The organism is Nonomuraea sp. NPDC004354, assembly GCF_053602555.1.
This window is the reverse complement of record NZ_JBSGDV010000006.1, coordinates 285,851-308,561: the sequence shown is the minus strand read 5'-3', so window position 1 is coordinate 308,561 and position 22,711 is coordinate 285,851. Positions and strand designations below refer to the sequence as shown.

The following is a 22,711-nucleotide window of genomic DNA, read 5'->3' as shown; positions in this document are numbered from 1 at the left end:
CTTGCGATCCTGCCGCATGCGCCCGCGCCCGGCGATGGCAAGGATTGCCAGCTGACCGGCCCTCAACCGGTCTTGGCGATCGGCGCGGTGGCCGCCCCGGTGAGCTCGACCAGGTTCGCCGGCGCGGTCTCGATCTGCAGGCCGCGCTTGCCGGCCGAGAAGTAGATCGTCTCGAAGCTCAGCGCGGAGGCGTCGACCACGGTGGGCAGCCGCTTGCGCTGCCCGAGGGGGCTGATGCCGCCGACCACGTAACCGGTGACCCGCTCGACCTTCGCCGCGTCGGCCATCGCGGCCCGCTTGCCGCCCAGCGCCGCGGCGAACGCCTTCAGGTCGAGCTTGCCCGCCACCGGCACGACCGCCACCGCGAGCCCGCTCTCGACCTCCGCCACCAGCGTCTTGAAGATCCTGTCGTACGGCAGGCCCAGCGCGTCGGCGGCCTCCTCGCCGTAGGCCTGGGCGTTGGCGTCGTGCTCGTAGGGGTGGAGCGTGAAGTCGACCTGTGCCTTGGCCAGCGCGACCGTCGCGGGGGTGCCCTGCCCGCCCTTCTTCGCCTTGCTCACGGTGCCGATCGTAGAGGATCGGCGGCCACGCCGTGCCTGCGGAAATGCCCCGCCATGCATGGAGAAATACGGCGAATGCTCTGGCTGTCCCGCAATATGGACAGAAGCGGTTGTGCCTGAGACTGTCCGTAGACTGTATGGGTGATTTCCCGTATCGACCTGCGCGGCTCTCTGCCGGAGAACCTGCGCGACGTGCTGCCCCGCGCCGAACTCGACGTCGAGGCCGCCCTGGAGAAGGTGCGGCCCATCTGCGACGCGGTGCGCCATCGCGGGGCGGCAGCCGTTCGCGAGCTGACCGCCAGGTTCGACGGTGTCGAGATCACGTCCGCCAGGGTTCCCGCCGAGGCGATCCGGCAGGCGCTGGACGACCTTGACCCCAAGGTCAGGGCCGCCCTCGTCGAGTCGATCACGCGGGCCAGGAAGGTGCACCGCGACCAGCGGCGCACCGACACCACGACCCAGGTGGTCCCCGGCGGCACGGTCACCGAGCGGTGGGTGCCGGTCGAGCGCGTCGGCCTCTACGTGCCGGGCGGGCGCGCGGTCTACCCCTCCAGCGTGGTCATGAACGTCGTCCCCGCCCAGGAGGCGGGCGTCGAGTCGCTGGCCGTCACCAGCCCCGCGCAGAAGGAGTTCGGCGGGCTGCCGCACCCCACGATCCTGGCCGCCTGCGCGCTGCTCGGCGTGGACGAGGTCTACTCCGTCGGCGGGGCGCAGGCCGTGGCGATGTTCGCCTACGGCACCGAGGAGTGCCCGGCCGCCACCATGGTGACCGGACCAGGCAACATCTGGGTGGCCGCGGCCAAGCGGCTGCTCAAGGGCGTCATCGGCATCGACTCCGAGGCGGGCCCCACCGAGATCGCCATCCTCGCCGACGCCACCGCCGACCCCCGGCACGTGGCCGCCGACCTCATCAGCCAGGCCGAGCACGACGTCATCGCGGCGGCCGTGCTGGTCACCGACAGCGTCGAGCTGGCCGAGGCGGTCGAGAAGGAACTGCCGGGACAGGTCGCCGCGACCCGCCACTCCGAGCGGATCTCCGAGGCGCTGGCCGGCCGGCAGTCGGGCATCGTGCTGGTCGACGACCTGGCCGCCGGGCTCAGGGTCGTCGACGCCTACGCCGCCGAGCACCTGGAGATCCAGACGGCCGGAGCGGCCGAGGTGGCGGCCAGGGTGCGCAACGCCGGCGCGATCTTCGTCGGTCCCTACAGCCCGGTGAGCCTGGGCGACTACCTCGCCGGCTCCAACCACGTGCTGCCCACCGGCGGGTGCGCCTGCCACTCCAGCGGGCTGTCGGTCCAGTCGTTCCTGCGCGGCATCCACGTGATCGACTACACCCGCGAGGCGCTGGCCGGGGCGGCCGAGCACACCTGCGTGCTCGCCGACGCCGAGGACCTGCCCGCCCACGGCGCCGCCATCCGCGCGAGGTTCGACTGGGAGATCCCCTCATGAGGTTCGACGACCTGCCGATCCGCGACGACCTGCGGGGGCGCAAGCCGTACGGTGCTCCCCAGCTCGACGTGCCGGTGCAGCTCAACACCAACGAGAACCCCTACCCGCCCTCCCAGGCGCTGGTCGACGACCTGGCCGAGGAGATCAGGCGCGGCGCGGCGGCGCTCAACCGCTACCCCGACAGGGACGCCCTGGCCCTGCGCCAGGACCTGGCCGACTACCTGGGCCACGGGCTGACCCGCGACATGGTCTGGGCCGCCAACGGCTCCAACGAGGTGCTCCAGCAGATCCTGCAGGCCTTCGGCGGCCACGGGCGCACCGCGATCGGCTTCGAGCCGTCCTACTCCATGCACCCGATCATCACCACCGGCACCAGCACGGAGTGGATCTCGGGCGCGCGCGAGGAGGACTTCTCGCTCGACCCCGGCAAGGCCGTCGCCGCGGTCGAGGAGCACCGGCCCGACATCGTCTTCCTGACCTCGCCCAACAACCCGACCGGCACCGCGCTGCCGCTGGAGACCATCGCGCGGGTCGCCGCGGCCGCTCCCGGCATGGTCGTGGTGGACGAGGCCTACGCCGAGTTCGCCCGCACCGGCACGCCGTCGGCGCTGACGCTGCTGGCCGACCACCCCCGGCTGATCGTGACGCGGACGATGTCCAAGGCGTTCGCCATGGCGGGCACCCGCCTGGGCTACCTGGCCGCGCACCCGGCCGTGGTCGAGGCGATGCTGCTGGTCCGGCTGCCGTACCACCTGTCGACGGTCACGCAGGCCACGGCCAGGGTCGCGCTGCGGCACCGGGCCGAGCTGCTCGGCACCGTCGACACGCTCCGGCGCGAGCGCGACGACATCGTCGAATGGTTGCGCGGCAAGGGCTTGACGGTCGCCGATTCGGACGCGAACTTCGTGTTGTTCGGCCGGTTCGGCGACCGGCGCACGATCTGGGAGGGGCTGCTCCAGCGAGGCGTCCTGATCCGCGAGGTCGGGCCGCCCGAGTGGCTGCGGGTGTCGATCGGCACCACTGAGGAGATGACGGCATTCCGTGCAGCCCTGGAGGGGGTCCTGTGAGTGAGCGCAGCGAGCGAACCGATCGACACAGCTCGGCATCGAAGGTGGCCGACGAAGGCGGCCGCGCTCGAGTCGGACGTGTCGAGCGGGTGACGAAGGAGACGTCGGTCCTGGTCGAGGTGAACCTCGACGGCACCGGCGTGGTCGACGTCGCCACCGGGGTCGGGTTCTACGACCACATGCTTGCCCAGCTCGGCAAGCACGGTCTGTTCGACCTGACCGTCAAGACCGAGGGCGACCTGCACATCGACTCGCACCACACCATCGAGGACACCGCGCTGGCACTGGGCGCCGCCTTCCGCGAGGCGCTGGGCGACAAGTCCGGCATCAGGCGCTACGGCAACGCGTCCTGCCCGCTGGACGAGGCGCTCGCCGAGGTGACCGTCGACCTGTCCGGACGCCCCTACCTGGTGCACTCCGAGCCCGACGGCATGGCCCCCATGATCGGTCCCGAGTACGACACGACGATGACCCGGCACATCCTCGAGTCGTTCGTCGCCCAGGCGGCCGTCTGCCTGCACGTGCGCGTGCCGTACGGGCGCAACGCCCACCACATCGTCGAGGCCCAGTTCAAGGCGCTGGCCAGGGCGCTGCGCGAGGCCAGCGAGCGCGACCCGCGCGCCATCGGCGTCCCGAGCACCAAGGGCGTGCTGTGACCGAGTGCCGCCGGACGACCGGGCCGGCGCGGGGGGAGGCCGCATGAGCGACAACTGGACGGCGATCGTGATGGTCTTCATCGGCCTGTTCCTGGTCGGCGGCGTGGTGTCGTTGATCAAGCAGGGCCTGCGGATCGGCGCGGTGGTCTGCGGCGTCGGCGCCGCGATGGCGCTGGTGGCGGGGGTGTTGTGGTGGTGAGCAAGAACGTCGTCGTCCTCGACTACGGTTCGGGCAACCTGCGCTCGGCCGAACGGGCGCTGGCCAGGACCGGCGCCCAGGTGACGGTCACCGCCGACTACGACGCCGCCATGGCCGCCGACGGCCTCGTCGTGCCGGGCGTGGGCGCCTTCGCGGCGTGCATGGCGGGGCTGAAGAGCGTCATCGGCGACAGGATCATCGGCCGCCGCCTGTCGGCCGGCCGTCCCGTGCTGGGGATCTGCGTCGGCATGCAGATCCTGTTCGAGCGCGGCGTGGAGCACGGCGTGGTCACCGAGGGGTGCGGCGAGTGGCCCGGCACGGTCGAGCACCTGGAGGCCCCCGTGCTGCCGCACATGGGGTGGAACACCGTCAAGGCGCCCGATGGCAGCGTGCTGTTCGCCGGGATCGACGCCGACACCCGCTTCTACTTCGTCCACTCCTACGGCGTGCGCGAATGGGAGCTGCATCCGGGCGAGGGCTTCGCCCCACCGCTGGTCACCTGGGCCGAGCACGGCGTGCCGTTCGTGGCCGCGGTGGAGAACGGCCCGCTGATGGCCACCCAGTTCCACCCGGAGAAGTCAGGGGACGCGGGTGCGGCCCTGCTGAAGAACTGGGTCGGCACGCTGTGAACGGGCCGCGGTGATGGCGCCCCCGCCCACCGGCAGGTCGGGGGCGGTGCCGTGAGCAAGGAACGGGCCCGGCGCCGGGCCGCCCGCGAGGCCGAGCGCGAGCGCGCCGCCCTGCTGAACGCCGAGCGGATGGCGCGCAGGTCGCGCCGCAGCGCCCTGCTCGCCCGGCTGGTCCCGCGCCCGGTCCGCTACGCCAGGCAGGGCGGGCTCATCGCCCGCCGCCAGCGGGCGCAGAACGGCCTCGTCGCCGTGCTCTTCCTCGTCGCCCAGCTGCTGGTCTGGCTGCTGTGGTCGTCGTGGCAGGTCAGCCTGGCCGTGTTCGTGCTCTCCCTGCTGTTCGTCCCTGTGATCGTCACGCTCGCCTTTGACCGGAGGACCTGAGGAACATGTCGTTCGTACTGCTGCCCGCCGTGGATGTCGTCGACGGCCAGGCCGTACGCCTCGTGCAGGGGGAGGCCGGCACCGAGACGGGCTACGGCGACCCGCTGACCGCGGCACTTGCCTGGCAGGAGGCGGGCGCCGAGTGGATCCATCTGGTCGACCTCGACGCCGCCTTCGGCCGCGGCTCCAACAGGGAGCTGCTGGCCGACGTGGTCGGCAAGCTCGACATCAACGTGGAGCTGACCGGCGGCATCCGCGACGACGCCTCGCTGGCGGCGGCGCTGTCCACCGGCTGCCGCAGGGTCAACATCGGCACCGCGGCGCTGGAGAACCCGGACTGGTGCCGCCGCGTCATCGCCGAGCACGGTGACAAGATCGCGGTCGGGCTCGACGTGCGCGGCACCACGCTCGCCGCCCGCGGGTGGACCGAGGAGGGCGGCGATCTCTGGGAGGTGCTCGACCGGCTCGATGCCGACGGCTGCCCCCGGTACGTGGTGACGGACGTGACCAAGGACGGAACACTGCGCGGACCGAACCTGGACCTGCTGCGCCAGGTCTGCGATCGAACCGACAAGCCCGTCGTCGCCAGTGGAGGGGTCTCCTCCCTCGACGACCTCGTCGCCCTCTCCTCTCTCGCGCCCCACGGCGTGGAGGGCGCGATCGTGGGCAAGGCACTGTACGCGCAGGCTTTCACGCTGGAAGACGCCCTGGCCGCGGTACGCGGCTAGGACCTGAGGGAGGGACGCGTGATGGGCCAGGCAGGCTGCGTGCGCGAAGGGACGAGGATCTTCTCCGGCGGCGTCTGGGAGGACAGGTACGGCTACGCCCGCGCCGTCGTGGCGGGGCCGCGGGTCGTGGTCTCCGGCTGCACGGCCACCGTCGACGGCGAGGTGCAGCACGAGGGCGACCCCTACCGGCAGGCCATGACCGCCTTCGACATCGCGCTCGACGCGGTGGAGGCGGCCGGGCTGACCAGGGAGGACGTGGTCATGGTGCGCTACTACGTGGTCGACGACGGCCACTACGACGCGGTCGGCACCGCGCTGTCGGAGGTGCTGGGGCACGTCAGGCCCGCGTGCACGGGCGTCAGGGTGGCCGGGCTGATCGACAAGCGGATGCTGGTGGAGATCGAGATCGAGGCGTTTCGAGCATGACTGTCGCGGTTCGAGTCATCCCGTGTCTGGACGTGGACGCGGGACGGGTGGTCAAGGGCGTCAACTTCGAGAACCTGCGCGACGCGGGTGATCCGGTGGAGCTGGCCCGCCGCTACGACGAGGAGGGCGCCGACGAGCTGACCTTCCTCGACATCACCGCCTCGTCGGGGGAGCGGGAGACGATGTTCGACGTGGTCCGCAGGACCGCCGAGCAGGTCTTCATCCCGCTGACCGTGGGTGGCGGCGTCCGTTCGGTCGACGACGTCGACAGGCTGCTGCGCGCCGGCGCGGACAAGGTGTCGCTCAACACCGCGGCCATCGCCCGGCCGGAGCTGCTGACCGAGGCCTCCCGGCGGTTCGGCGCCCAGTGCGTCGTGCTGTCGGTCGACGCCCGCAGGGCGCCGGGCACGCCCTCGGGCTTCGAGGTCACCACGCACGGCGGGCGGCGCGGCACCGGCATCGACGCGGTCGAGTGGGCGGCGCGCGGCCAGGAGCTCGGTGTGGGGGAGATCCTGCTCAACTCCATGGACGGCGACGGCACCCTCGACGGCTACGACCTGGAGATGCTGCGCGCCGTGCGGACCGCGGTCAGCGTGCCGGTGATCGCCAGCGGCGGCGCCGGGCGGCTGGAGCACTTCCCGCCGGCCGTCGCCGCGGGCGCCGACGCGGTACTGGCCGCGTCGGTGTTCCACTTCGGCACGCTGAAGATCTCCGAGGTGAAGGACAGCCTGCGCCAGGCCGGCCACCCGGTCAGGTAGCCGGCCGTCCCACGGTCGCGGACGGCCGGCGCCCTGACGGCCGGCCGTCCTAGAAGACGCCCATGTGCCGGGCGACCTCGAAGGCCGCGTCGCGCTCCTTGAACGCGGCCGCCTCGGAGCGCTTGACCGCCAGGTAGGCGCCGGCGCGCAGCGGTCCGAGCGCCGCCATGAGCAGCGGGTCGGCCTCGAGGGCGTCGAGCGCCTCGTCGAGGGTGGCGGGCAGCCGCGGGTAGGCCCCCGGCCTGGTGTCGGGGTCGACGAGCACGGGGTCGCCGGGGTCGAGCTCCCGCCGGATCCCGTCGAGGCCGGCGTGGATGACCGCGCCGAGCGACAGGTAGGGGTTGGCCGAGGAGTCGGACGGCTTGAGCTCCAGGTTGGCCGTGCCCTCCTCGCCGACCGGCGAGCAGACCCGCACCGCGGCCTCCCTGTTGTCGGGCCCGTAGACGGCGTAGGCGCTGGACCACATGCGCGGCGCCAGCCGCCGGAAGCTGTTGACGCTTCCGCAGGTCAGCGCCGTGAGCGCGGGCATGTGGGCGAGCAGCCCGCCGACGAAGCGGCTCATCAGCTCGGGCCGCTCGTCGAACAGGTTGGTGTGCAGGGAGGGGTCCCACAGCGACATGTGCAGGTGGGCGCCGTTGCCGGCCTGGTCGGCGATGGGCTTGGGAGCCAGCGACGCCCACAGGGACATGCGCGTGGCCACGCCGCGCACCGTCTCGCGGTAGAGGACGTGGTTGTCGGCGGCCCTGAGCGCGGGGGCGTGCCGTATCGACAGCTCCTGCTGGCCGTGGCCGAGCTCGGGGTGGTAGTGCTCCACCCGCAGCCCCTGGGTCTCCAGCGCGCGGACCAGCGTGATGGCGTAGTCGTGGGCCAGGTCGAAGCCGGTGGTGGAGTAGCAGAGGCTGTCGTCGAGCGGGACCAGCCGGTCGCCCCCGCCCGCCGGGTCGGGCAGGCGGCGGCCGAGGGTGAACTCGGGTTCGAAGGCGGCCACGAGCGCGTAGCCTTCGCTGCCGAGCTCGGCGATCGCCTCCTTGAGGAAGGTGCGGGGGCAGGCGCCCCACGGCGTGCCGTCCAGCTGGACCAGGTCGGACACCATGGCGGCGGCGCCAGGAGAGTAGGGGAGAGGAACGAACGTCGACGGGTCCGGCATGATCCGGACCTCACCGACCGGCCCGAACTGCTCGACCTCCTGGAGCTGGTCGAGCATGTTCATCGCCATCATGGCCACCGTGTGACCGATGCCGGAGGCGAGCCGCTCGCCCAGCCGGGTGCGGGACACCGCCTTGCCGCGGATCACCCCACCGTGGTCGGCATAGAGGAACCGGACGAGCTCGACGCCCTCGGTCTCGGCCCGCTCGATGACGCTTCGGCGATCTCTCATCGATCGACTCTACGCTCTTCGATCTCAGGTCGGTGGCAACACGCGCGACCCGTGGTCAAGACGGGTCGGCACGTCTGTCAGGTCACGACGTTGGTGAAGAAGACGGCCAATTGATTGGCTCCGTTGACGATGCCGTCGAACACACTGTTGACCGCCGCCGCCGCGTTCCTCGGCTGGGTGAACAGATAGAAGACGACGAAGGCCACGGCGAGATACGTGAGGACCTTCTTGACCTGCATGGGGGGCCTCCTGCAGTCCATTCCCAGCCGTATATACCCGGATCTGGGCGATCACTGGCATCTTCTATGAAGATGTTCTTGATCATAACCGGGGGGCGTCTTTACCTGGCCATCGTACGGCCATCGACCCCGATTCGGGCGGCGGACTCGCTGCCGGATACGGAAATCCAGCCCTGGGGACGGCCTCGTGTGGGATGGATCACCACGTGCGCCGCCGACTAAGATAGTCCTGCTATCCAATAAGGGGGCTGGAACACGTGCGAATGGCGGAGCTGAGCGAGGCGACGGGGATCCCCGTCCCGACGATCAAGTTCTACGTGCGGGAGGGGTTGCTGCCGCCGGGCCGCCCGGTCGGTCGCAGGCAGGCCGACTACGACGGGGGGCACGTGCGCAGGCTCAGGCTCGTACGGGCGCTGGCCGACTACGGCGGGCTGCCGATCGCGACGATCCGTGAGCTGGTCGGCCACCTGGACGGCGGCGACCGCTCCGGCTACGACCTGCTCGCCCTCACGCAGATGGCCATGACCGGACGCCAGGAGCCCCGGGGCGGCCCGCACCTGGCCGCGGCCGAGCGGCTGATGGGCGAGATGATGACCAGGAGGGGATGGAGCAGGTCCCAGGCCGCCCATCCCGCGGTGCGGATGGCCGTCGGGGTGCTGGCCGCGCTGGGGGAGCTCGGGCGGCAGGACATGATCGCCGCGCTCGACGCCTACGCCGCCGCGGCCGACCGGATCGCCGCGGTCGACCTCGGCGTGCTGGGGCCGGCCGACGACAGGGAGCGCGCGATGGAACTGGTCGTGGTGGCCACCTCGCTCGGGGACGCGCTGGTCGCGGCGTTGCGCAGGATCGCCCAGGTGGAGAGGTCGCAGCCGCTCCGGACGGCCGGGCCCGCCGCCTGCTGAGCCCGCCCCGCGCGCGCCGGGCCCGGTCAGATGCCGAGCGGGGCGCGGGTGAGGCGGGCGACGGCGTCGGCGTCGCCGGTCAGGTCGACCCTGGTGTGCTCCTGGCGCCCGAAGCAGAACAGCAGCAGCTCGCTGCCCTTGCCGGTGACCTCCACCTTGGGGCCCTCCTTGGCGCCGCCGAGGGCCACCCCGCCGCCCAGGCGGTGGAGGACCACCCCGACCGGCGACCGGCGCAGCATGATCCTGGCCCCCATCTCCAGGCGCCGCCACAGCAGGCGCTCCAGGTCGTCGGGCAGCTCACGCGGCTCCCATCCGGGCTGGGCGCGGCGCACGTCCTCGTGGTGGACGAAGTACTCCAGCGTGTTGACCGCCTCGTCGAGCGGGGGCAGCAGGCCGTACACGCCGCCTGGCCTGCGCACGAGGCCGACCAGCTCGGAGAAGGAGTGCTTGGCCTTGAGGCCCTCCTGGACCGAGGCGGTGTAGCCCGCCAGCGGCTTGAGCGCGATGCCGGGGTTGGCGTCGATCCTCCGCTCGCGCAGCACGAGGTGGGCGGCCAGGTCGCGGGTGCTCCAGCCCGTGCACAGCGTGGGGGCGTCGGGGCCGAGCGTGTCGAGCAGGTCGCACAGTGCGGCGCGTTCGCCGCGGGCGTGAGTCACCAGACGATTCTACTGGGGCGGGGAATAAGCAGATGATCGACCATGATAGGGACTTAAGTACAAATATCCCCAGCGGAAGGATCTCCCTCGAGTGGCGACCAAGGTCACCTCAGCCGTGATGCGCCAGGGACTCCGCGTTCTCGGGGTCGCCATCCGCACGGAGAAGACGGTGTTCACCGCCGCCGTGCTGAGCAGCGCCCTGTACGGCGGCATGACCGTCGCCTCGGCCTGGGCGCTCGGCTGGGCCACGGAGAACGCCGTCCTGCCCGCCTTCGCCAAGGGCGAGGTCACCGCGGGCGCGCTGTGGATCTCGGTCCTTCTCATCGTCGGCACCGCGCTGCTCAAGGCGCTCGGCGTGGCGGGCCGGCGCATCCTGGCGGGCGTCCTGCAGTACCGCATGCAGGCCCGCTCGCGCAGGGACGTCACCAAGCAGTACCTGCGCCTGCCGCTGTCGTGGCACCAGCAGCACCCCACGGGACAGCTGCTGTCCAACGCCAGCGCCGACGCCGAGGCCGCCTGGGCGCCGCTGGCGCCGCTGCCCATGGCCGTGGGCGTGATCGTCATGCTGGTCACCGCCGCGGTCGCGATGGTGATCACCGACCCGGTGCTCGCCCTCGTCGGCTTCCTGATCTTCCCGGCCATCGCCGTCCTGAACCTGGTCTACCAGCGCAGGCTCAGCCCCCTGGCCACGCGCGCCCAGCAGCTGCGCGCCGAGGTCAGCGAGATCGCCCACGAGAGCTTCGACGGCGCCCTGGTCGTCAAGACCCTCGGCCGCGAGGACCTGGAGACCGCGCGGTTCGAGCGCAGGGCGCGCGAGCTGCGCGACGCCAACATCGCCGTCGGCCGGGTGCGCGGCCTGTTCGACCCGATGCTGGAGGCGCTGCCGACGCTCGGCGTGCTCATCGTGCTGATGGTCGGCGCGCTGCGGCTGTCGGCCGCCTCCATCACCTCGGGCGAACTGGTCCAGGTCGCCTACCTGTTCACGCTGCTGGCCTTCCCGATCCGCGCGCTCGGCTGGGTGCTGGCCGAGCTGCCCCGCAGCGTCGTCGGCTGGCAGCGGGTGCAGGCGGTGCTCGACGCGACGGGCTCGATGGACTACGGCCGCTCGAGCGTGCCCGGTTCGGGCGCCGTGGGGCTGGCGGTCTCCGGCCTGTCCTACTCCTACGGCACGGCCGAGGTGCTGCACGACGTCACCTTCGAGGTGGCGGCGGGCCGTACCGTGGCGCTGGTCGGGCCCACGGGCTCGGGCAAGTCCACGCTCGTGCAGGCGCTGGGACGCCTGGTCGACCCGGACAAGGGCGAGGTGCGCCTGGACGGCGTCGACCTGCGCGACATCGCCTACGGCGGCATCGCCGACACGGTCGCGCTGGTACCGCAGCAGACGTTCCTGTTCGACGACACCGTGCGCGGCAACATCACGCTCGGCCTCGACGTCTCCGAGGACCAGGTCTGGGCCGCCCTGCGCCTGGCCCAGGCCGACGGCTTCGTCGCCAAGCTGCCCGCCGGGCTCGACACCAAGGTCGGCGAGCGCGGCACCACCCTGTCGGGCGGCCAGCGCCAGCGCATCGCGCTGGCCCGCGCGGTCGTCCGCCGCCCGCGCCTGCTCATCCTCGACGACGCCACCTCCAGCGTCGACCCCCAGGTCGAGTCCAAGATCCTGTACGGCCTGCGCCACCTGAACGCGGCCGCGACCGGCGAGCAGGACACGGCCGGCCGGCCGGGCGACGCCTCGACGGTGGTCGTCATCGCCTACCGGCTGGCCACGATCGCGCTGGCCGACGAGGTGGTCTATCTCGACAGGGGCAACGTCGTCGACCGCGGCAGCCACGAGCAGCTGCTCGAGCGCTGCCCCGGCTACCGGAACCTGGTCACCGCCTACGAGCGCGAAGAGGCCGAGCGGGCCGCGATCACGGCGGAAGAGGAAGAGGAAGAGGTCGTGGCATGAGCGTCGCTTTCCAGGACTCGGGGCGGTCGGCGCTCGCCACCGTGCGCCACGGGCTCTCGCTGACGCCAGAGTTCCGCAAGGGCCTCGCGGGCACGCTCGTCCTGGCCGTCGTCGCCACCATCGGCAAGGTCATCGTGCCGATCGCCGTGCAGCAGACGATCGACACCGGCCTCAAGACCGGCACGCCGGACATCTCCTACATCTCGCGCGCGGTCCTGCTGTGCGCCGCGGCGGTCGTCATCACCGCCCTGTGCGGCTACGTGATGAACGTCCGCCTCTACAAGGCCACCGAGGCCTCCCTCGCCACGCTCAGGGTCCGCGGGTTCCGGCACGTCCACGACCTGTCCGTGCTCACCCAGAACTCCGAGCGCCGCGGCGCCCTGGTCTCCCGCGTCACCAACGACATCGACCAGATCAGCAACTTCATGCAGTGGGGCGGCCTGATGATCATCGTGGCGTTCGGCCAGCTGCTGGTCGCCACGGTGCTGATGTTCGTCTACTCCTGGCAGCTGACCCTGCTGGTCTGGGTCTGCTTCATCCCGCTGATGATCGCCCTGCCGCGCTTCCAGCGCTGGCTGTCGAACGCCTACACCATCGTCCGCGAGCGCACGGGCGACATGCTCGCCGCCGTGAGCGAGTCGGTCGTCGGCGCGGCCGTCATCCGCGCCTACGGCGCCGAGCGCCGGACCTCCGACCGCATCGACGCCGCGATCAACGCCAACCGGAGCGCGCAGGTCAGGGCGCAGAAGATCGTCGGCCTGGTCTTCCCGCTGACCGAGATCGTGGCGGCCGCGGCCATCGCAGGGATCGTCCTGCTCGGCGTCAGGCTGGGCCTGTCGGGCGACATCACCGCGGGCCGGCTGGTCGCCTTCCTGTTCCTGGTCACCCTGTTCGTCTCGCCGCTGCAGATCGCCACCGAGGTGCTGAACGAGGCGCAGAACGCGGTCGCCGGCTGGCGGCGCGTCCTCGGCGTGCTCGACACGCCGCCCGACGTCGCCGACCCCGGCGAGGAGGGCGTCAGCCTGCCCCGCGGGCCGATCTCCGTGGCCTTCGAGGACGTCCACTTCGCCTACCCCGGCGGCGCGCCGGTCCTGCGCGAGCTGTCGGTCGCCATCCCCCCGCGCGCCCGCGTCGCGGTCGTCGGCGAGACCGGGTCCGGCAAGACCACCTTCGCCAAGCTGCTGACCAGGCTGATGGACCCGGTGGACGGGCGCGTCACCGTCGACGGCCACGACCTGCGCGACGTGCGCTTCTCCTCGCTGCGGGAGCGGATCGTCATGGTGCCGCAGGACGGCTTCCTGTTCGACGGGACACTCGCCGACAACGTCCGCTTCGGCAGGCCGTCGGCCACCGACGAGGAGATCGCGCTGGCGCTGACCGAGCTGGGCCTCGCCGACTGGCTGGAGGGCCTGCCCGAGGGGCTGTCCACCACGGTGGGACAGCGCGGCGAGTCACTGTCGGCGGGCGAGCGCCAGCTGGTCGCCCTCGCCCGCGCCTACCTCGCCGACCCCGACCTGCTGCTGCTGGACGAGGCGACCTCCGCCGTCGACCCGGCCACCGAGGTACGGCTCGCCCGTGCCCTCGACGGGGTCACCAGGGGGCGGACCGCCATCTCGATCGCGCACCGGCTGTCGACGGCCGAGAACGCCGACGAGGTCTTCGTCTTCGACGCCGGACGCCTCGTCCAGCGCGGCCCGCACGCCGACCTGGTCCGCGAGCCCGGCGTCTACGCCGACCTGCACGCCTCCTGGGTCTCCGCCGCCCGCTCCTGACCCGCCCCTGCCCGCGAGGCGCAGGGGCACCGGCCGCCGCCCGCGGACGATGGGCGGCGGCCGGTGCCCTGCGAGGGCGGAAGGACGGGCGGGCGCCGGTGCCGCATGAGGCGGCGGGACGGGCGGGCGCCGGTGCCGTATGGGGGTGACAGGACGGCGGGCGCCGGTGCCGGTTCACCGGCGGTGGCGGTGCGCCGGGGTGAGGGACGGCATCGCCGCCCGTGCCTGGTTGAATGGCCGCATGTCCCTCGACCCGAAGGTCGCCTCGCGACTGAAGCGCAATCCCGACGGGCTCGTGCCCGCCATCGTCCAGCAGTACGACACGGGCGAGGTCCTCATGCTCGCCTGGATGGACGACGAGGCGCTGCATCGCACCCTGACCACGGGCAGGGCCACCTACTGGTCGCGCAGCCGCGCCTCCTACTGGGTCAAGGGCGACACCTCCGGCCACGTCCAGCACGTCAAGTCCGTCGCGCTCGACTGCGACGGCGACACGATCCTGGTCAAGGTCGACCAGGTGGGCGCCGCCTGCCACACCGGCGACCGCACCTGTTTCGACGCCGATCCGCTGCCCCTGTCGTGAAACGAGAGCTCACCCTCTGGCTGCTGCTGTGCGCGGCGGGCGCCGGCCTGTCGCTGCTGGCCGCCGGCCGCGTCTGGACCACCGTCACGTACGGCGCGGGCGCGCCGGTCGAGCTGACCGGCGGCGAGCTGGCGCCGGCCGCGCAGCCGCTGGCCCTGGCCGGACTGGCGGCGGTCGTGGCGCTGTTCGCGACCAGGGGCGTGTGGCGCAGGGTCGTCGGCGCGGTGCTGGCGCTGTGCGGGCTGGGCGTGGCGCTGTCGGCCTGGGTGGCGACGGCGGGTTCGGCGGCCCTGGAGCTCGCCGCCCGGCGCAATCCCGTCGGGGCGGCCACGCAGGACGCCGTGGCGATCGCCCACACCGCCTGGCCGTACGTGGCGGTGGCGGGCGGCGTGCTGCTCTGCGCGGGCGGCGTGCTGGCCGTGCTGCGCGCCACGGGGTGGGCCGGCATGTCGGCCCGCTACGACCGCCCGGGGCCGGCCGCGGGGCCCCGCGACGACAGGTCGCTGTGGGAGGCGATCGACAGGGGAGACGACCCGACCGAGGAGCGCTGACGGGAGCCGGGCACCCTTCCGCGCGGATCCCGGTCCGGACCGCGGTGGGACGGCGGTGCGGATCGCCGTGAGAGCCCGGCGCGGATCGCCCGGCGGCTCGGTCCCCGTGCGTCTCGGCCTGGCGCCGGTCGCGGGGCTAGGCTGCTGGGGAGGGCTCGGCGAGACGGCAGGGGGTCACGGTCGGCACGATCACGTAACCGGTGGGGCTCGGCGAGCGGCACGCCTGATCGCAGGATCACAAAAGGCCCACAAAACAGCGGCTTCTGCGCGTGGCGGACAGCTTCTCGCTAAGCTCGGCGGGCAATTCGCTATTCATGAGGAGTCGTCGGTATGAGCTACGGAAACCAGGGCGGTAGCGGGGGCTACGGCGAACAGCCGCCCGGGGGTGGCGGTTACGGCCCGCCGGCGGGTGGTCAGGGCTCCGGTGGTTACGGCGCGGGTCAGGGCTCGGGAGGGTACGGGGCCGGCTCGGGCGGTTACGGCGCGGGCCAGGGTTCCGGTGGTTACGGCGCCGGCCAGGGCTCGGGCGGGTACCAGCAGGGTGGTTACGGCTCGGGTGGTTACGGAGCGCAGCCCGCCGGCGGCTACCCGCCTCCTCCCGGTGGCGGCTACGACCCCTACGGCTACGGCGGTCCGCAGCCGACGAAGACCAACGGCATGGCGATCGCCGCGCTGATCAGCGGCATCGTGGGTCTGATCACCTGTGGTGTGGCCTCCATCGTCGGGGTGATCCTCGGCCACATCTCGCTCGGCCAGATCAAGAAGACCGGCGAGGAGGGCAGGGGCATGGCCCTGGCCGGTCTCATCCTGTCCTACGTCGGCATCGCGGGCTGGGTGCTCTTCCTGATCTTCTGGATCGGCCTCTTCGGCTGGGCGGCCTCGGTGAGCGCCACCTACTAGGAACGTGGGAAGCGTGTTCACCGGCACACGCGGCCGGAAAGCCGTCCTCGCACCGCTGGGCGTGGCCCTGGTGGCGGGGGCGGCTTTCGCCTACGTGGGGCTGGTCGACCCCAACCAGCCCGGCCACTATCCGGCGTGTCCCTTCCTCGCGCTCACCGGCTGGTACTGCCCGGGTTGCGGCGGGCTGCGGGCCGCCCACGCGCTCGCGCACCTCGACCCGGTGGCCGCGCTCGGCCTCAACCCGCTGATCGTGCTCGCGGTGCCGGTCCTGGCCTACTTCTGGACCAGATGGCTGGTCGCCGGATGGCGAGGGCGGCCCTGGCGGCCGCCCGCGCCGCGGCCCCTCCTGATCTGGTCGCTGCTGGCGCTCATCCTGGTCTTCTGGGTCGTCCGTAACCTGCCTTTCGGCGCGTTTCTTGCCCCGTAGCAGGGGGGCTGTGGCGAGGTGACCTCGGCGCGGCCGATACCATCGCAAGACAAGAAGGGGAGCGGACGCCGGCGCGAACTCCTCGTCGCCCCCACCACAGCCGACCGGAGGGATCTTGATCGCGTGAACGAGCGGAGCCTGAGCGGGACCGTTCTCGACGACATCCTGGCCGGTGTGCGAGAAGATCTTGCCGAACGGCAGAAAGCGGTGTCGCTCGACGAGCTGAAGGAGCGCGCCAGGCGCGCCCCGGCCGCCAAGGACGCCTACGCGGCGCTCGGCGGCGACAAGGTCTCGGTCATCGCTGAGGTCAAGCGGTCGAGCCCGTCCAAGGGCGCGCTGGCCGCCATCGCCGACCCCGCGGCGCTCGCCGCCGACTACGAAGAGGGCGGCGCCCACGTCATCAGCGTCCTGACCGAACGGCGCCGCTTCGGCGGCAGCCTCGAGGACCTGGCCTCGGTCCGCGCCAGGGTCGACATCCCGATCCTGCGCAAGGACTTCATCGTCACCTCCTACCAGCTGTGGGAGGCGCGGGCCCACGGCGCCGACCTGGTCCTGCTCATGGTGGTCTCGCTGGAGCAGCCCGCGCTGGTCTCCCTCATCGAGCGCGCCGAGTCGATCGGCCTGACGCCGCTCGTCGAGGTCCACACCGAGGAGGAGGTGGAGCGGGCGGTCGCGGCGGGCGCCAGGATCATCGGCGTCAACGCGCGCAACCTCAAGACCCTGGAGGTCGACCGTGACGTCTTCGCCAAGCTCGCGCCCAAGATTCCCGACGGGATCATCAAGATCGCCGAGTCGGGCGTTCGCGGCCCGCACGACCTGCTAGCGTACGCGCGGGCGGGGGCTGACGCGGTCCTGGTCGGCGAGAGCCTGGTGACCGGCAAGGACCCGCGCAAGGCGGTCGAGGCCCTGGTGACGGCCGGCGCCCACCCCGCGACGCGACCCGACCACGGATCAGAGGGATGAGATGACTGTCCTGACCGCCGCCGACCTGGCTGGCAACGGAGCCCGCGGCGACGACCCCGACGCCGCCGGCAAGTTCGGCATCTTCGGTGGCAGATTCGTCCCCGAGGCGCTGATCCCGGCCCTCGACGAGGTCGCCGCCGTCTACGCCGCGGCCAGGACCGACCCGGCCTTCATCGCCGAGTTCGACCAGCTGCTGCGCACCTACGCGGGCCGCCCCACGACGCTGACCGAGGTGCCGCGCTTCGCCGAGCACGCCGGCGGCGCCAGGATCGTGCTCAAGCGCGAGGACCTCACCCACACCGGCGCCCACAAGATCAACAACGTGCTCGGCCAGGCGCTGCTCACCAAGCGGCTCGGCAAGAGCCGGGTGATCGCCGAGACCGGCGCGGGCCAGCACGGCGTGGCCACGGCCACGGCCGCCGCCCTCATGGGCCTGGAGTGCGTGATCTACATGGGCGCCGTCGACTGCGAGCGCCAGGCGCTCAACGTCGCCAGGATGAAGCTGCTCGGCGCCAGGGTCGTGCCCGTCACCAACGGCAGCCAGACCCTCAAGGACGCCATCAACGAGGCCTTCCGCGACTGGGTCACCAACGTCGACACCACGCACTACCTGTTCGGCACCATCGCGGGCCCGCACCCCTTCCCCGAGATCGTCCGCGACTTCGCGCGGATCATCGGCGTCGAGGCCCGCCGCCAGATGCTCGAGCTGACCGGTGGGCTGCCCGACGCGATCTGCGCCGCGGTGGGCGGCGGGAGCAACGCCATCGGCATCTTCCACGCCTTCCTCGACGACCACGACGTGGCCCTGCACGGCTACGAGGCCGCCGGCCGGGGGCTGGAGACCGGCGAACACGCGCTCACGCTCACCGCGGGCTCGGTCGGCGTGCTGCACGGCTCGCGCACCTACGTGCTGCAGGACGACGAGGGCCAGACCATCGAGTCCCACTCCATCTCGGCGGGGCTCGACTATCCCGGCGTCGGCCCCGAGCACGCCTGGCTCAAGGACACCGGCCGCGCGACCTACCACGGCATCACCGACGCCGAGGCCATGGACGCCTTCGCCCTGCTGGCCAGGACCGAGGGCATCATCCCGGCCATCGAGTCCTCCCACGCCCTGGCGGGCGCGCTGCAGCTCGGCCGCGAGCTCGGCCCCGAGGCCACGATCCTGGTCAACCTGTCCGGCCGCGGTGACAAGGACATGGGCACCGCCATGAAGTACTTTGGGCTGTGAGATGACGACTCTTCAGACGGTGTTCGCCAAGGCCAAGGCCGACAACAGGGCGGCGCTCGTCGGCTACCTGCCCGCGGGGTTCCCGACCAAGGAAGGCGCGGTCGAGGCCGCCACCGCCATGGTCGAGGCCGGTTGCGACGTCATCGAGATCGGCCTGCCGTACTCCGATCCGCTCATGGACGGCCCGACCATCCAGGATGCGGTGCACCGGTCGCTGGTCAACGGCACGCGCATCGCCGACGTGCTGCGCACGGTCGAGGGCGTGGCCAGGACCGGCGCGGCGACGCTGGTCATGACCTACTGGAACCCGATCGACCGCTACGGCGTCGAGCGCTTCGCCCGCGACCTGGCCGACGCCGGCGGCGTGGGCACCATCACGCCTGACCTCACGCCCGAGGAGGCAGGCCCGTGGCGGGCGGCCTCCGCCGAGGCGGGCATCGACACGGTGTTCCTGGTGGCCCCCAGCTCGACGGAGGAGCGCATCAAGGCCGTCGTGGAGTGCTGCACGGGCTTCGTCTACGCGGCCTCGCTGATGGGTGTCACGGGCGCCAGGGAGACCGTGAACGTGGCCGCCGAGGGCCTGGTGGCCCGCACGCGGGCGCACACCTCGCTGCCCGTGTGCGTGGGCCTGGGCGTCGGCACTGGCGCGCAGGCGGCCGAGGTGGCCGGCTACGCCGACGGCGTCATCGTGGGTTCGGCCTTCATCCGCCGCCTGCTCGACGCGCCCGACCAGGCCGCCGGCCTGGCCGACGTGCGCACGCTGGCCGCCGAGATGCGCGCGGGCGTCGCCGCCCGCTGACCCGCTCGCTACCGCGGGAGGCGACCGGCCGTCCCGGCGCGCCGCCGTCCCCTCCGTGGGGTGCCGCCACGCCGACGGCGACCGCCGTCACGCCGGCATGGAGATGGCTCATACAGCTCGCATGGAAGTAACAGATGCGACGCGGCTGTCGTAACAAGACAGCCGCGTTTCTGTTTCTGTGCGATATCGCCGCCCTCTGAACACGTAAGTGCAAGGGCTGCTCATCGTTTGTCCATGGCTCCCGACCGGCACGCGGGCCAAGGTTACGGGCATCGGACGCGGGTGGTGCACCCGCGTGGCCTGGAGGGAAAGACGATGGGCAAGTCAAGGACGATCCTGGGCGCCGCGGGCGCGCTGGTCTGTGTGTCGCTGGTGGCCGCGTGCGGCGGGCAGGCGGGAACCGCGAGCTCGGCGGCGCCCTCCGCCGCCGCGCCGACCGGCGCCAAGGGCGGGCCCGTGACGCTGGAGTTCTGGGGCTGGGCGCCCGGCTACGAGGACGCCGTCAAGGCGTGGAACGCCACCCACCCCGACGTCCAGGTGACGTTCACCCAGACGCAGCCGGGCTCGCAGGGCGGCTACCAGCGGATGCTCGCCGCCGTGAAGGCCGGCAACGCGCCGTGCCTGGCGCAGGTGGGGGCCGAGACGCTGCCCAGCTTCCTGGTCGAGGGCGCGCTCGAGGACATCACCGCCCACGCGCAGCCGTACAACGCCAAGTTCCAGCCCTGGACGCTCAAGACGGTCACCTTCGGCGGCAAGCAGTTCGGCGTCCCCGTCGACTCGGGCCCGATGGGCATGTTCTACCGCAAGGACATCTTCGACAAGCACGGCATCGAGGTGCCGAAGACCTGGGACGAGTTCGCCGCCGCCGGCGAGAAGCTGCGCAAGGCCGACCCCGAGGTCTCCATCACCACCTTCACCCCCGACGACATGTACCTGTTCGCCGGGTACGCCCAGCAGGCCGGCGCCAAGTGGTTCGGCATCGAGGGCGACGCCTGGCACGTCAAGATGAACGACCCCGCGTCGGTCAAGGTCGCCGACTACTGGCAGGGCCTGATCGACAAGAAGGTCGTCGACGTGCTGCCAGGCTGGTCCGACGCGATGTGGAAGAACTACGCCGACGGCAAGAGCGCCACGGTTGTCGGCGCCGTCTGGATGACCAAGGTCCTCGAGGACTCCGTCCCCAAGACCACGGGCAAGTGGGCGGTCGCGCCGATGCCGGTGTGGGACCCGGCCAGCCCCGCCGTCGGCAACGCGGGCGGTTCGCCCAGCGCCGTGCTGAAGGGCTGCCGGAACGTCAAGGAGGCGGTCGACTTCGCCGCCTGGATGTCGACCGACGCCGCCGCCTTCGACGGGCTGATCGCCAAGGGCGGCCTGTTCCCGGTCACCGTCGACGGCGCATCGCTGCCGAACATGAACGCGGGCCGGCCCTTCTACGGCGACCAGAAGGTCTTCCAGACCTTCGCCGAGGCGAGCAAGAACGTCAGCCCCGACTTCGGGTGGGGCCCGACGATGCCGGCGGTGAACGCCGTCTTCGGCGAGGAGTTCGCCAAGGCCGCCAACGGCAAGGGCGGCACGCTCGGCTCGGCGCTGGCGACCATCCAGGACAAGGCGGTGGCCACCGTGAAGGACAAGGGCCTGACCGTCGCCCCCTGACGCGCCGCCCGCACCCCCCGACGACACCCCACAGCTTCGACCGTGCGAGACCGTCACCGCCCCGACCGGCGGTGACGTGGAGGACCGATGGCAGCAATCCAGCTCCGAGCCGACGAGACCAGAGCCGCCCCCGCCCGCAGACGCGGCAGGCCGACCAGCAACAAGGCGGCGTTCGTCTTCCTGCTGCCGTTCACGGTGCTGTTCGTCGTCTTCTTCCTGGTCCCGATCGGCTACGCGATCAACGAGAGCTTCTACCGGGTGAAGCGCTCGGGGCTCGGCTTCGGCACCCCGGAGCGGGTCTTCTCCGGGCTGGACAACTTCACCGCCGTCTTCGCCGACGGCAGCTTCGTGGCCGGCGTCGGCAGGCTGCTGCTGTTCGGCGTCGTCCAGGTGCCGATCATGCTGGGTCTCTCGCTGGTGCTGGCCCTCCTGCTCGACAGCGCGAGCGCCCGGTTCAAGGGCTTCTTCCGGCTGACCTACTTCCTGCCGTACGCGGTGCCGGGCGTGATCGCCGCCATCGTCTGGTCGTTCCTCTACACCCCCGACATCTCCCCGGTGGCCGACCTGCTCCCCTTCGACCTGCTGTCGGACAACGTGGTGATGTGGTCGATGGCCAACATCGTCACCTGGACCTGGGTCGGCTTCAACATGCTGGTCATCTACGCGGCGCTGCAGTCGATCCCCTCCTCGCTGTACGAGGCGGCCGAGCTGGACGGCGCCGGCGGCTGGAAGACCGCCTGGTACGTCAAGATCCCGCTGGTGCGCCCTTCGCTGGTGCTCACCGGAGTGTTCTCCATCATCGGCACCCTGCAGCTGTTCAACGAACCGATGGTGCTCAGCAGGATCACCCCCGCCGTCGGCAGGGACTACACGCCGCTGATGCGGTCGCTGCAGGTCGCCCTCGACAACAACGACTACGGCCAGGGCACGGCCATCGCGCTCACGCTCGCGGTGCTCGCGGCCGGCCTGTCCTACCTGTTCATCCGACTGTCGGCCTGGCTGACCGCCCGGGGAGTGAACCGATGAAGCCGACCGTGCGCTCGCGCACGCTGACCACCGCGTTCATGTTCCTCGTCGCGGTCTACATCCTGTTGCCGATCTGGTGGCTGCTGGTCTCGGCCACCAAGTCGGGCGGCGACCTGTTCGACACGCCAGCGCTGTGGTTCGGCGACCTCAACCTCGGCACCAACCTCGCCAGGCTGATGGAGCAGGACGGCGGCGTCTACCCCCGCTGGATGCTCAACACGGTCGTCTACTCCGTCGGCGGCGCGCTCGGCGCGACCGTGATCTCCGCCATGGCGGGCTACGCGCTGTCGAAGTACCCCTTCAGGGGACGCGGCGCCGTCTTCGCCACGATCATGTTCGCGGTGCTCATCCCCGTCCCGCTGCTGGGCCTGCCGCTGTACCTGCTGCTCACCCAGATCGGCCTGCTCAACACCATGTGGGCGGTGCTGCTGCCGAGCATGGTCAGCCCGTTCGGCGTCTACCTCGCCAGGGTCTACGCCGACGCGGCGGTGCCCGGCGAGCTGCTGGAGGCGGGCCGGCTGGACGGCGCCGGCGAGCTGCGCATCTTCTTCACCGTCGCCATCAGGCTGATGGCCCCCGCCCTCGTCACGCTCTTCCTGTTCCAGTTCGTGGCGATCTGGAACAACTTCTTCCTGCCGAATATCGTCCTGAACGACGAGTCGCTGTGGCCGATCACGCTCGGCCTGGTCAAGTGGAACAGCCTGCGCTACGGCTTCTACCGCGACATGGTCATCACCGGCGCGTTCGTGTCCGTCATCCCCGTCATCCTCGCCTTCATCGGCCTGCAGAGGTTCTGGAAAGCGGACCTCGCCGCGGGCGGCGTCAAGCTCTGA

Annotated in this window: 26 protein-coding genes; 22 read left to right on the top strand and 4 right to left on the bottom strand. The window is 71.7% G+C overall.

Annotation, left to right across the window (positions count from 1 at the left end; all coding sequences use genetic code 11):
• Nucleotides 1-62: 62 nt before the first annotated feature.
• Nucleotides 63-560 carry a Cys-tRNA(Pro) deacylase gene (ybaK, locus tag ACWENQ_RS20795; protein ID WP_452415683.1) on the bottom strand — a complete coding sequence of 166 codons (498 nt, stop codon included), beginning with the start codon at nucleotides 558-560 and terminating at the stop codon, nucleotides 63-65.
• Nucleotides 561-701: 141 nt separating this feature from the next.
• Between ybaK and hisD the strand changes: the two genes are divergently transcribed.
• Genes hisD through hisF form a run of 9 tightly spaced genes read left to right on the top strand, consistent with a single transcriptional unit; the run spans nucleotide 702 to nucleotide 6,853 of the window.
• Nucleotides 702-2,009 (top strand): histidinol dehydrogenase, encoded by a 1,308-nt coding sequence (gene hisD, locus ACWENQ_RS20790; RefSeq protein ID WP_354910390.1) that lies wholly within the window; start codon nucleotides 702-704, stop codon nucleotides 2,007-2,009.
• Nucleotides 2,006-3,076 (top strand): histidinol-phosphate transaminase, encoded by a 1,071-nt coding sequence (locus ACWENQ_RS20785; protein WP_449920954.1) that lies wholly within the window; start codon nucleotides 2,006-2,008, stop codon nucleotides 3,074-3,076. The genes hisD and ACWENQ_RS20785 overlap by 4 nt, the downstream gene beginning before the upstream one ends.
• A 44-nt stretch (nucleotides 3,077-3,120) precedes the next feature.
• The gene (gene hisB / locus ACWENQ_RS20780; RefSeq protein WP_354910535.1) at nucleotides 3,121-3,732 is read left to right on the top strand and encodes an imidazoleglycerol-phosphate dehydratase HisB; all 612 of its coding nucleotides are present in this window, start codon (nucleotides 3,121-3,123) and stop codon (nucleotides 3,730-3,732) included.
• A gap of 43 nt (nucleotides 3,733-3,775) precedes the next feature.
• Complete coding sequence (locus tag ACWENQ_RS20775; protein ID WP_354910395.1) at nucleotides 3,776-3,931, top strand: hypothetical protein; 156 nt, start codon at nucleotides 3,776-3,778, stop codon at nucleotides 3,929-3,931.
• Nucleotides 3,928-4,560, top strand: coding sequence for an imidazole glycerol phosphate synthase subunit HisH (gene hisH / locus ACWENQ_RS20770; RefSeq protein ID WP_354910398.1), 633 nt, complete (start codon nucleotides 3,928-3,930; stop codon nucleotides 4,558-4,560). Before ACWENQ_RS20775 ends, hisH begins: the two co-directional genes overlap by 4 nt.
• A 51-nt stretch (nucleotides 4,561-4,611) precedes the next feature.
• The gene (locus ACWENQ_RS20765; protein ID WP_449920951.1) at nucleotides 4,612-4,941 is read left to right on the top strand and encodes a hypothetical protein; all 330 of its coding nucleotides are present in this window, start codon (nucleotides 4,612-4,614) and stop codon (nucleotides 4,939-4,941) included.
• Nucleotides 4,942-4,946: 5 nt separating this feature from the next.
• Complete coding sequence (gene priA, locus ACWENQ_RS20760) at nucleotides 4,947-5,669, top strand: bifunctional 1-(5-phosphoribosyl)-5-((5-phosphoribosylamino)methylideneamino)imidazole-4-carboxamide isomerase/phosphoribosylanthranilate isomerase PriA (protein WP_354910400.1); 723 nt, start codon at nucleotides 4,947-4,949, stop codon at nucleotides 5,667-5,669.
• A 21-nt stretch (nucleotides 5,670-5,690) separates the two neighbouring features.
• Nucleotides 5,691-6,095: a Rid family hydrolase gene (locus tag ACWENQ_RS20755; protein WP_354910537.1), complete on the top strand. Its 405-nt coding sequence runs from the start codon at nucleotides 5,691-5,693 to the stop codon at nucleotides 6,093-6,095.
• A complete protein-coding gene (gene hisF / locus ACWENQ_RS20750) occupies nucleotides 6,092-6,853 on the top strand; it encodes an imidazole glycerol phosphate synthase subunit HisF (RefSeq protein ID WP_452415681.1) in 762 nt (253 codons plus the stop codon). The genes ACWENQ_RS20755 and hisF overlap by 4 nt, the downstream gene beginning before the upstream one ends.
• A 49-nt stretch (nucleotides 6,854-6,902) precedes the next feature.
• Here the strand turns inward: hisF and ACWENQ_RS20745 are convergent, their stop codons facing one another.
• Both ACWENQ_RS20745 and ACWENQ_RS20740 read right to left on the bottom strand, forming a co-directional pair.
• On the bottom strand, nucleotides 6,903-8,231 hold the full coding sequence (locus ACWENQ_RS20745) for a glutamine synthetase family protein (RefSeq protein WP_449920947.1): 1,329 nt from the start codon (nucleotides 8,229-8,231) through the stop codon (nucleotides 6,903-6,905).
• Nucleotides 8,232-8,308: 77 nt separating this feature from the next.
• Entirely contained in the window at nucleotides 8,309-8,470 is a 162-nt protein-coding gene (locus ACWENQ_RS20740; RefSeq protein ID WP_354910408.1) for a hypothetical protein, read from the bottom strand.
• 263 nt (nucleotides 8,471-8,733) lie between these two features.
• Here ACWENQ_RS20740 and ACWENQ_RS20735 point away from each other — a divergent pair, with 263 nt between their 5' ends.
• On the top strand, nucleotides 8,734-9,372 hold the full coding sequence (locus ACWENQ_RS20735) for a MerR family transcriptional regulator (RefSeq protein WP_449921435.1): 639 nt from the start codon (nucleotides 8,734-8,736) through the stop codon (nucleotides 9,370-9,372).
• 26 nt (nucleotides 9,373-9,398) lie between these two features.
• Here ACWENQ_RS20735 and ACWENQ_RS20730 read toward each other — a convergent pair whose 3' ends face one another.
• The gene (locus tag ACWENQ_RS20730) at nucleotides 9,399-10,028 is read right to left on the bottom strand and encodes a TIGR03085 family metal-binding protein (protein WP_449920944.1); all 630 of its coding nucleotides are present in this window, start codon (nucleotides 10,026-10,028) and stop codon (nucleotides 9,399-9,401) included.
• Nucleotides 10,029-10,146: 118 nt separating this feature from the next.
• Between ACWENQ_RS20730 and ACWENQ_RS20725 the strand changes: the two genes are divergently transcribed.
• The 12 genes from ACWENQ_RS20725 (at nucleotide 10,147) to ACWENQ_RS20670 (ending at nucleotide 22,711) form a co-directional block, all read left to right on the top strand.
• A complete protein-coding gene (locus ACWENQ_RS20725; protein WP_452415719.1) occupies nucleotides 10,147-11,973 on the top strand; it encodes an ABC transporter ATP-binding protein in 1,827 nt (608 codons plus the stop codon).
• A complete protein-coding gene (locus ACWENQ_RS20720) occupies nucleotides 11,970-13,745 on the top strand; it encodes an ABC transporter ATP-binding protein (protein ID WP_452415680.1) in 1,776 nt (591 codons plus the stop codon). The genes ACWENQ_RS20725 and ACWENQ_RS20720 overlap by 4 nt, the downstream gene beginning before the upstream one ends.
• A 241-nt stretch (nucleotides 13,746-13,986) precedes the next feature.
• Nucleotides 13,987-14,328 (top strand): phosphoribosyl-AMP cyclohydrolase, encoded by a 342-nt coding sequence (gene hisI, locus ACWENQ_RS20715; protein ID WP_354910418.1) that lies wholly within the window; start codon nucleotides 13,987-13,989, stop codon nucleotides 14,326-14,328.
• A complete protein-coding gene (locus tag ACWENQ_RS20710) occupies nucleotides 14,325-14,879 on the top strand; it encodes a Trp biosynthesis-associated membrane protein (protein WP_449920939.1) in 555 nt (184 codons plus the stop codon). Before hisI ends, ACWENQ_RS20710 begins: the two co-directional genes overlap by 4 nt.
• Before the next feature lie 330 nt (nucleotides 14,880-15,209).
• On the top strand, nucleotides 15,210-15,779 hold the full coding sequence (locus ACWENQ_RS20705; RefSeq protein ID WP_449920936.1) for a DUF4190 domain-containing protein: 570 nt from the start codon (nucleotides 15,210-15,212) through the stop codon (nucleotides 15,777-15,779).
• Between the two features lie 13 nt (nucleotides 15,780-15,792).
• On the top strand, nucleotides 15,793-16,206 hold the full coding sequence (locus ACWENQ_RS20700) for a DUF2752 domain-containing protein (RefSeq protein ID WP_449920934.1): 414 nt from the start codon (nucleotides 15,793-15,795) through the stop codon (nucleotides 16,204-16,206).
• Nucleotides 16,207-16,329: 123 nt separating this feature from the next.
• Nucleotides 16,330-17,169: an indole-3-glycerol phosphate synthase TrpC gene (trpC, locus tag ACWENQ_RS20695; RefSeq protein ID WP_354910426.1), complete on the top strand. Its 840-nt coding sequence runs from the start codon at nucleotides 16,330-16,332 to the stop codon at nucleotides 17,167-17,169.
• A gap of 1 nt (nucleotide 17,170) precedes the next feature.
• On the top strand, nucleotides 17,171-18,400 hold the full coding sequence (gene trpB / locus ACWENQ_RS20690; protein ID WP_354910429.1) for a tryptophan synthase subunit beta: 1,230 nt from the start codon (nucleotides 17,171-17,173) through the stop codon (nucleotides 18,398-18,400).
• A gap of 1 nt (nucleotide 18,401) precedes the next feature.
• On the top strand, nucleotides 18,402-19,199 hold the full coding sequence (trpA, locus tag ACWENQ_RS20685) for a tryptophan synthase subunit alpha (RefSeq protein WP_354910431.1): 798 nt from the start codon (nucleotides 18,402-18,404) through the stop codon (nucleotides 19,197-19,199).
• Nucleotides 19,200-19,514: 315 nt separating this feature from the next.
• On the top strand, nucleotides 19,515-20,852 hold the full coding sequence (locus tag ACWENQ_RS20680) for an ABC transporter substrate-binding protein (RefSeq protein WP_452415678.1): 1,338 nt from the start codon (nucleotides 19,515-19,517) through the stop codon (nucleotides 20,850-20,852).
• Between the two features lie 87 nt (nucleotides 20,853-20,939).
• The gene (locus ACWENQ_RS20675) at nucleotides 20,940-21,878 is read left to right on the top strand and encodes a carbohydrate ABC transporter permease (RefSeq protein ID WP_354910435.1); all 939 of its coding nucleotides are present in this window, start codon (nucleotides 20,940-20,942) and stop codon (nucleotides 21,876-21,878) included.
• Nucleotides 21,875-22,711 carry a carbohydrate ABC transporter permease gene (locus tag ACWENQ_RS20670; RefSeq protein ID WP_449920927.1) on the top strand — a complete coding sequence of 279 codons (837 nt, stop codon included), beginning with the start codon at nucleotides 21,875-21,877 and terminating at the stop codon, nucleotides 22,709-22,711. Before ACWENQ_RS20675 ends, ACWENQ_RS20670 begins: the two co-directional genes overlap by 4 nt.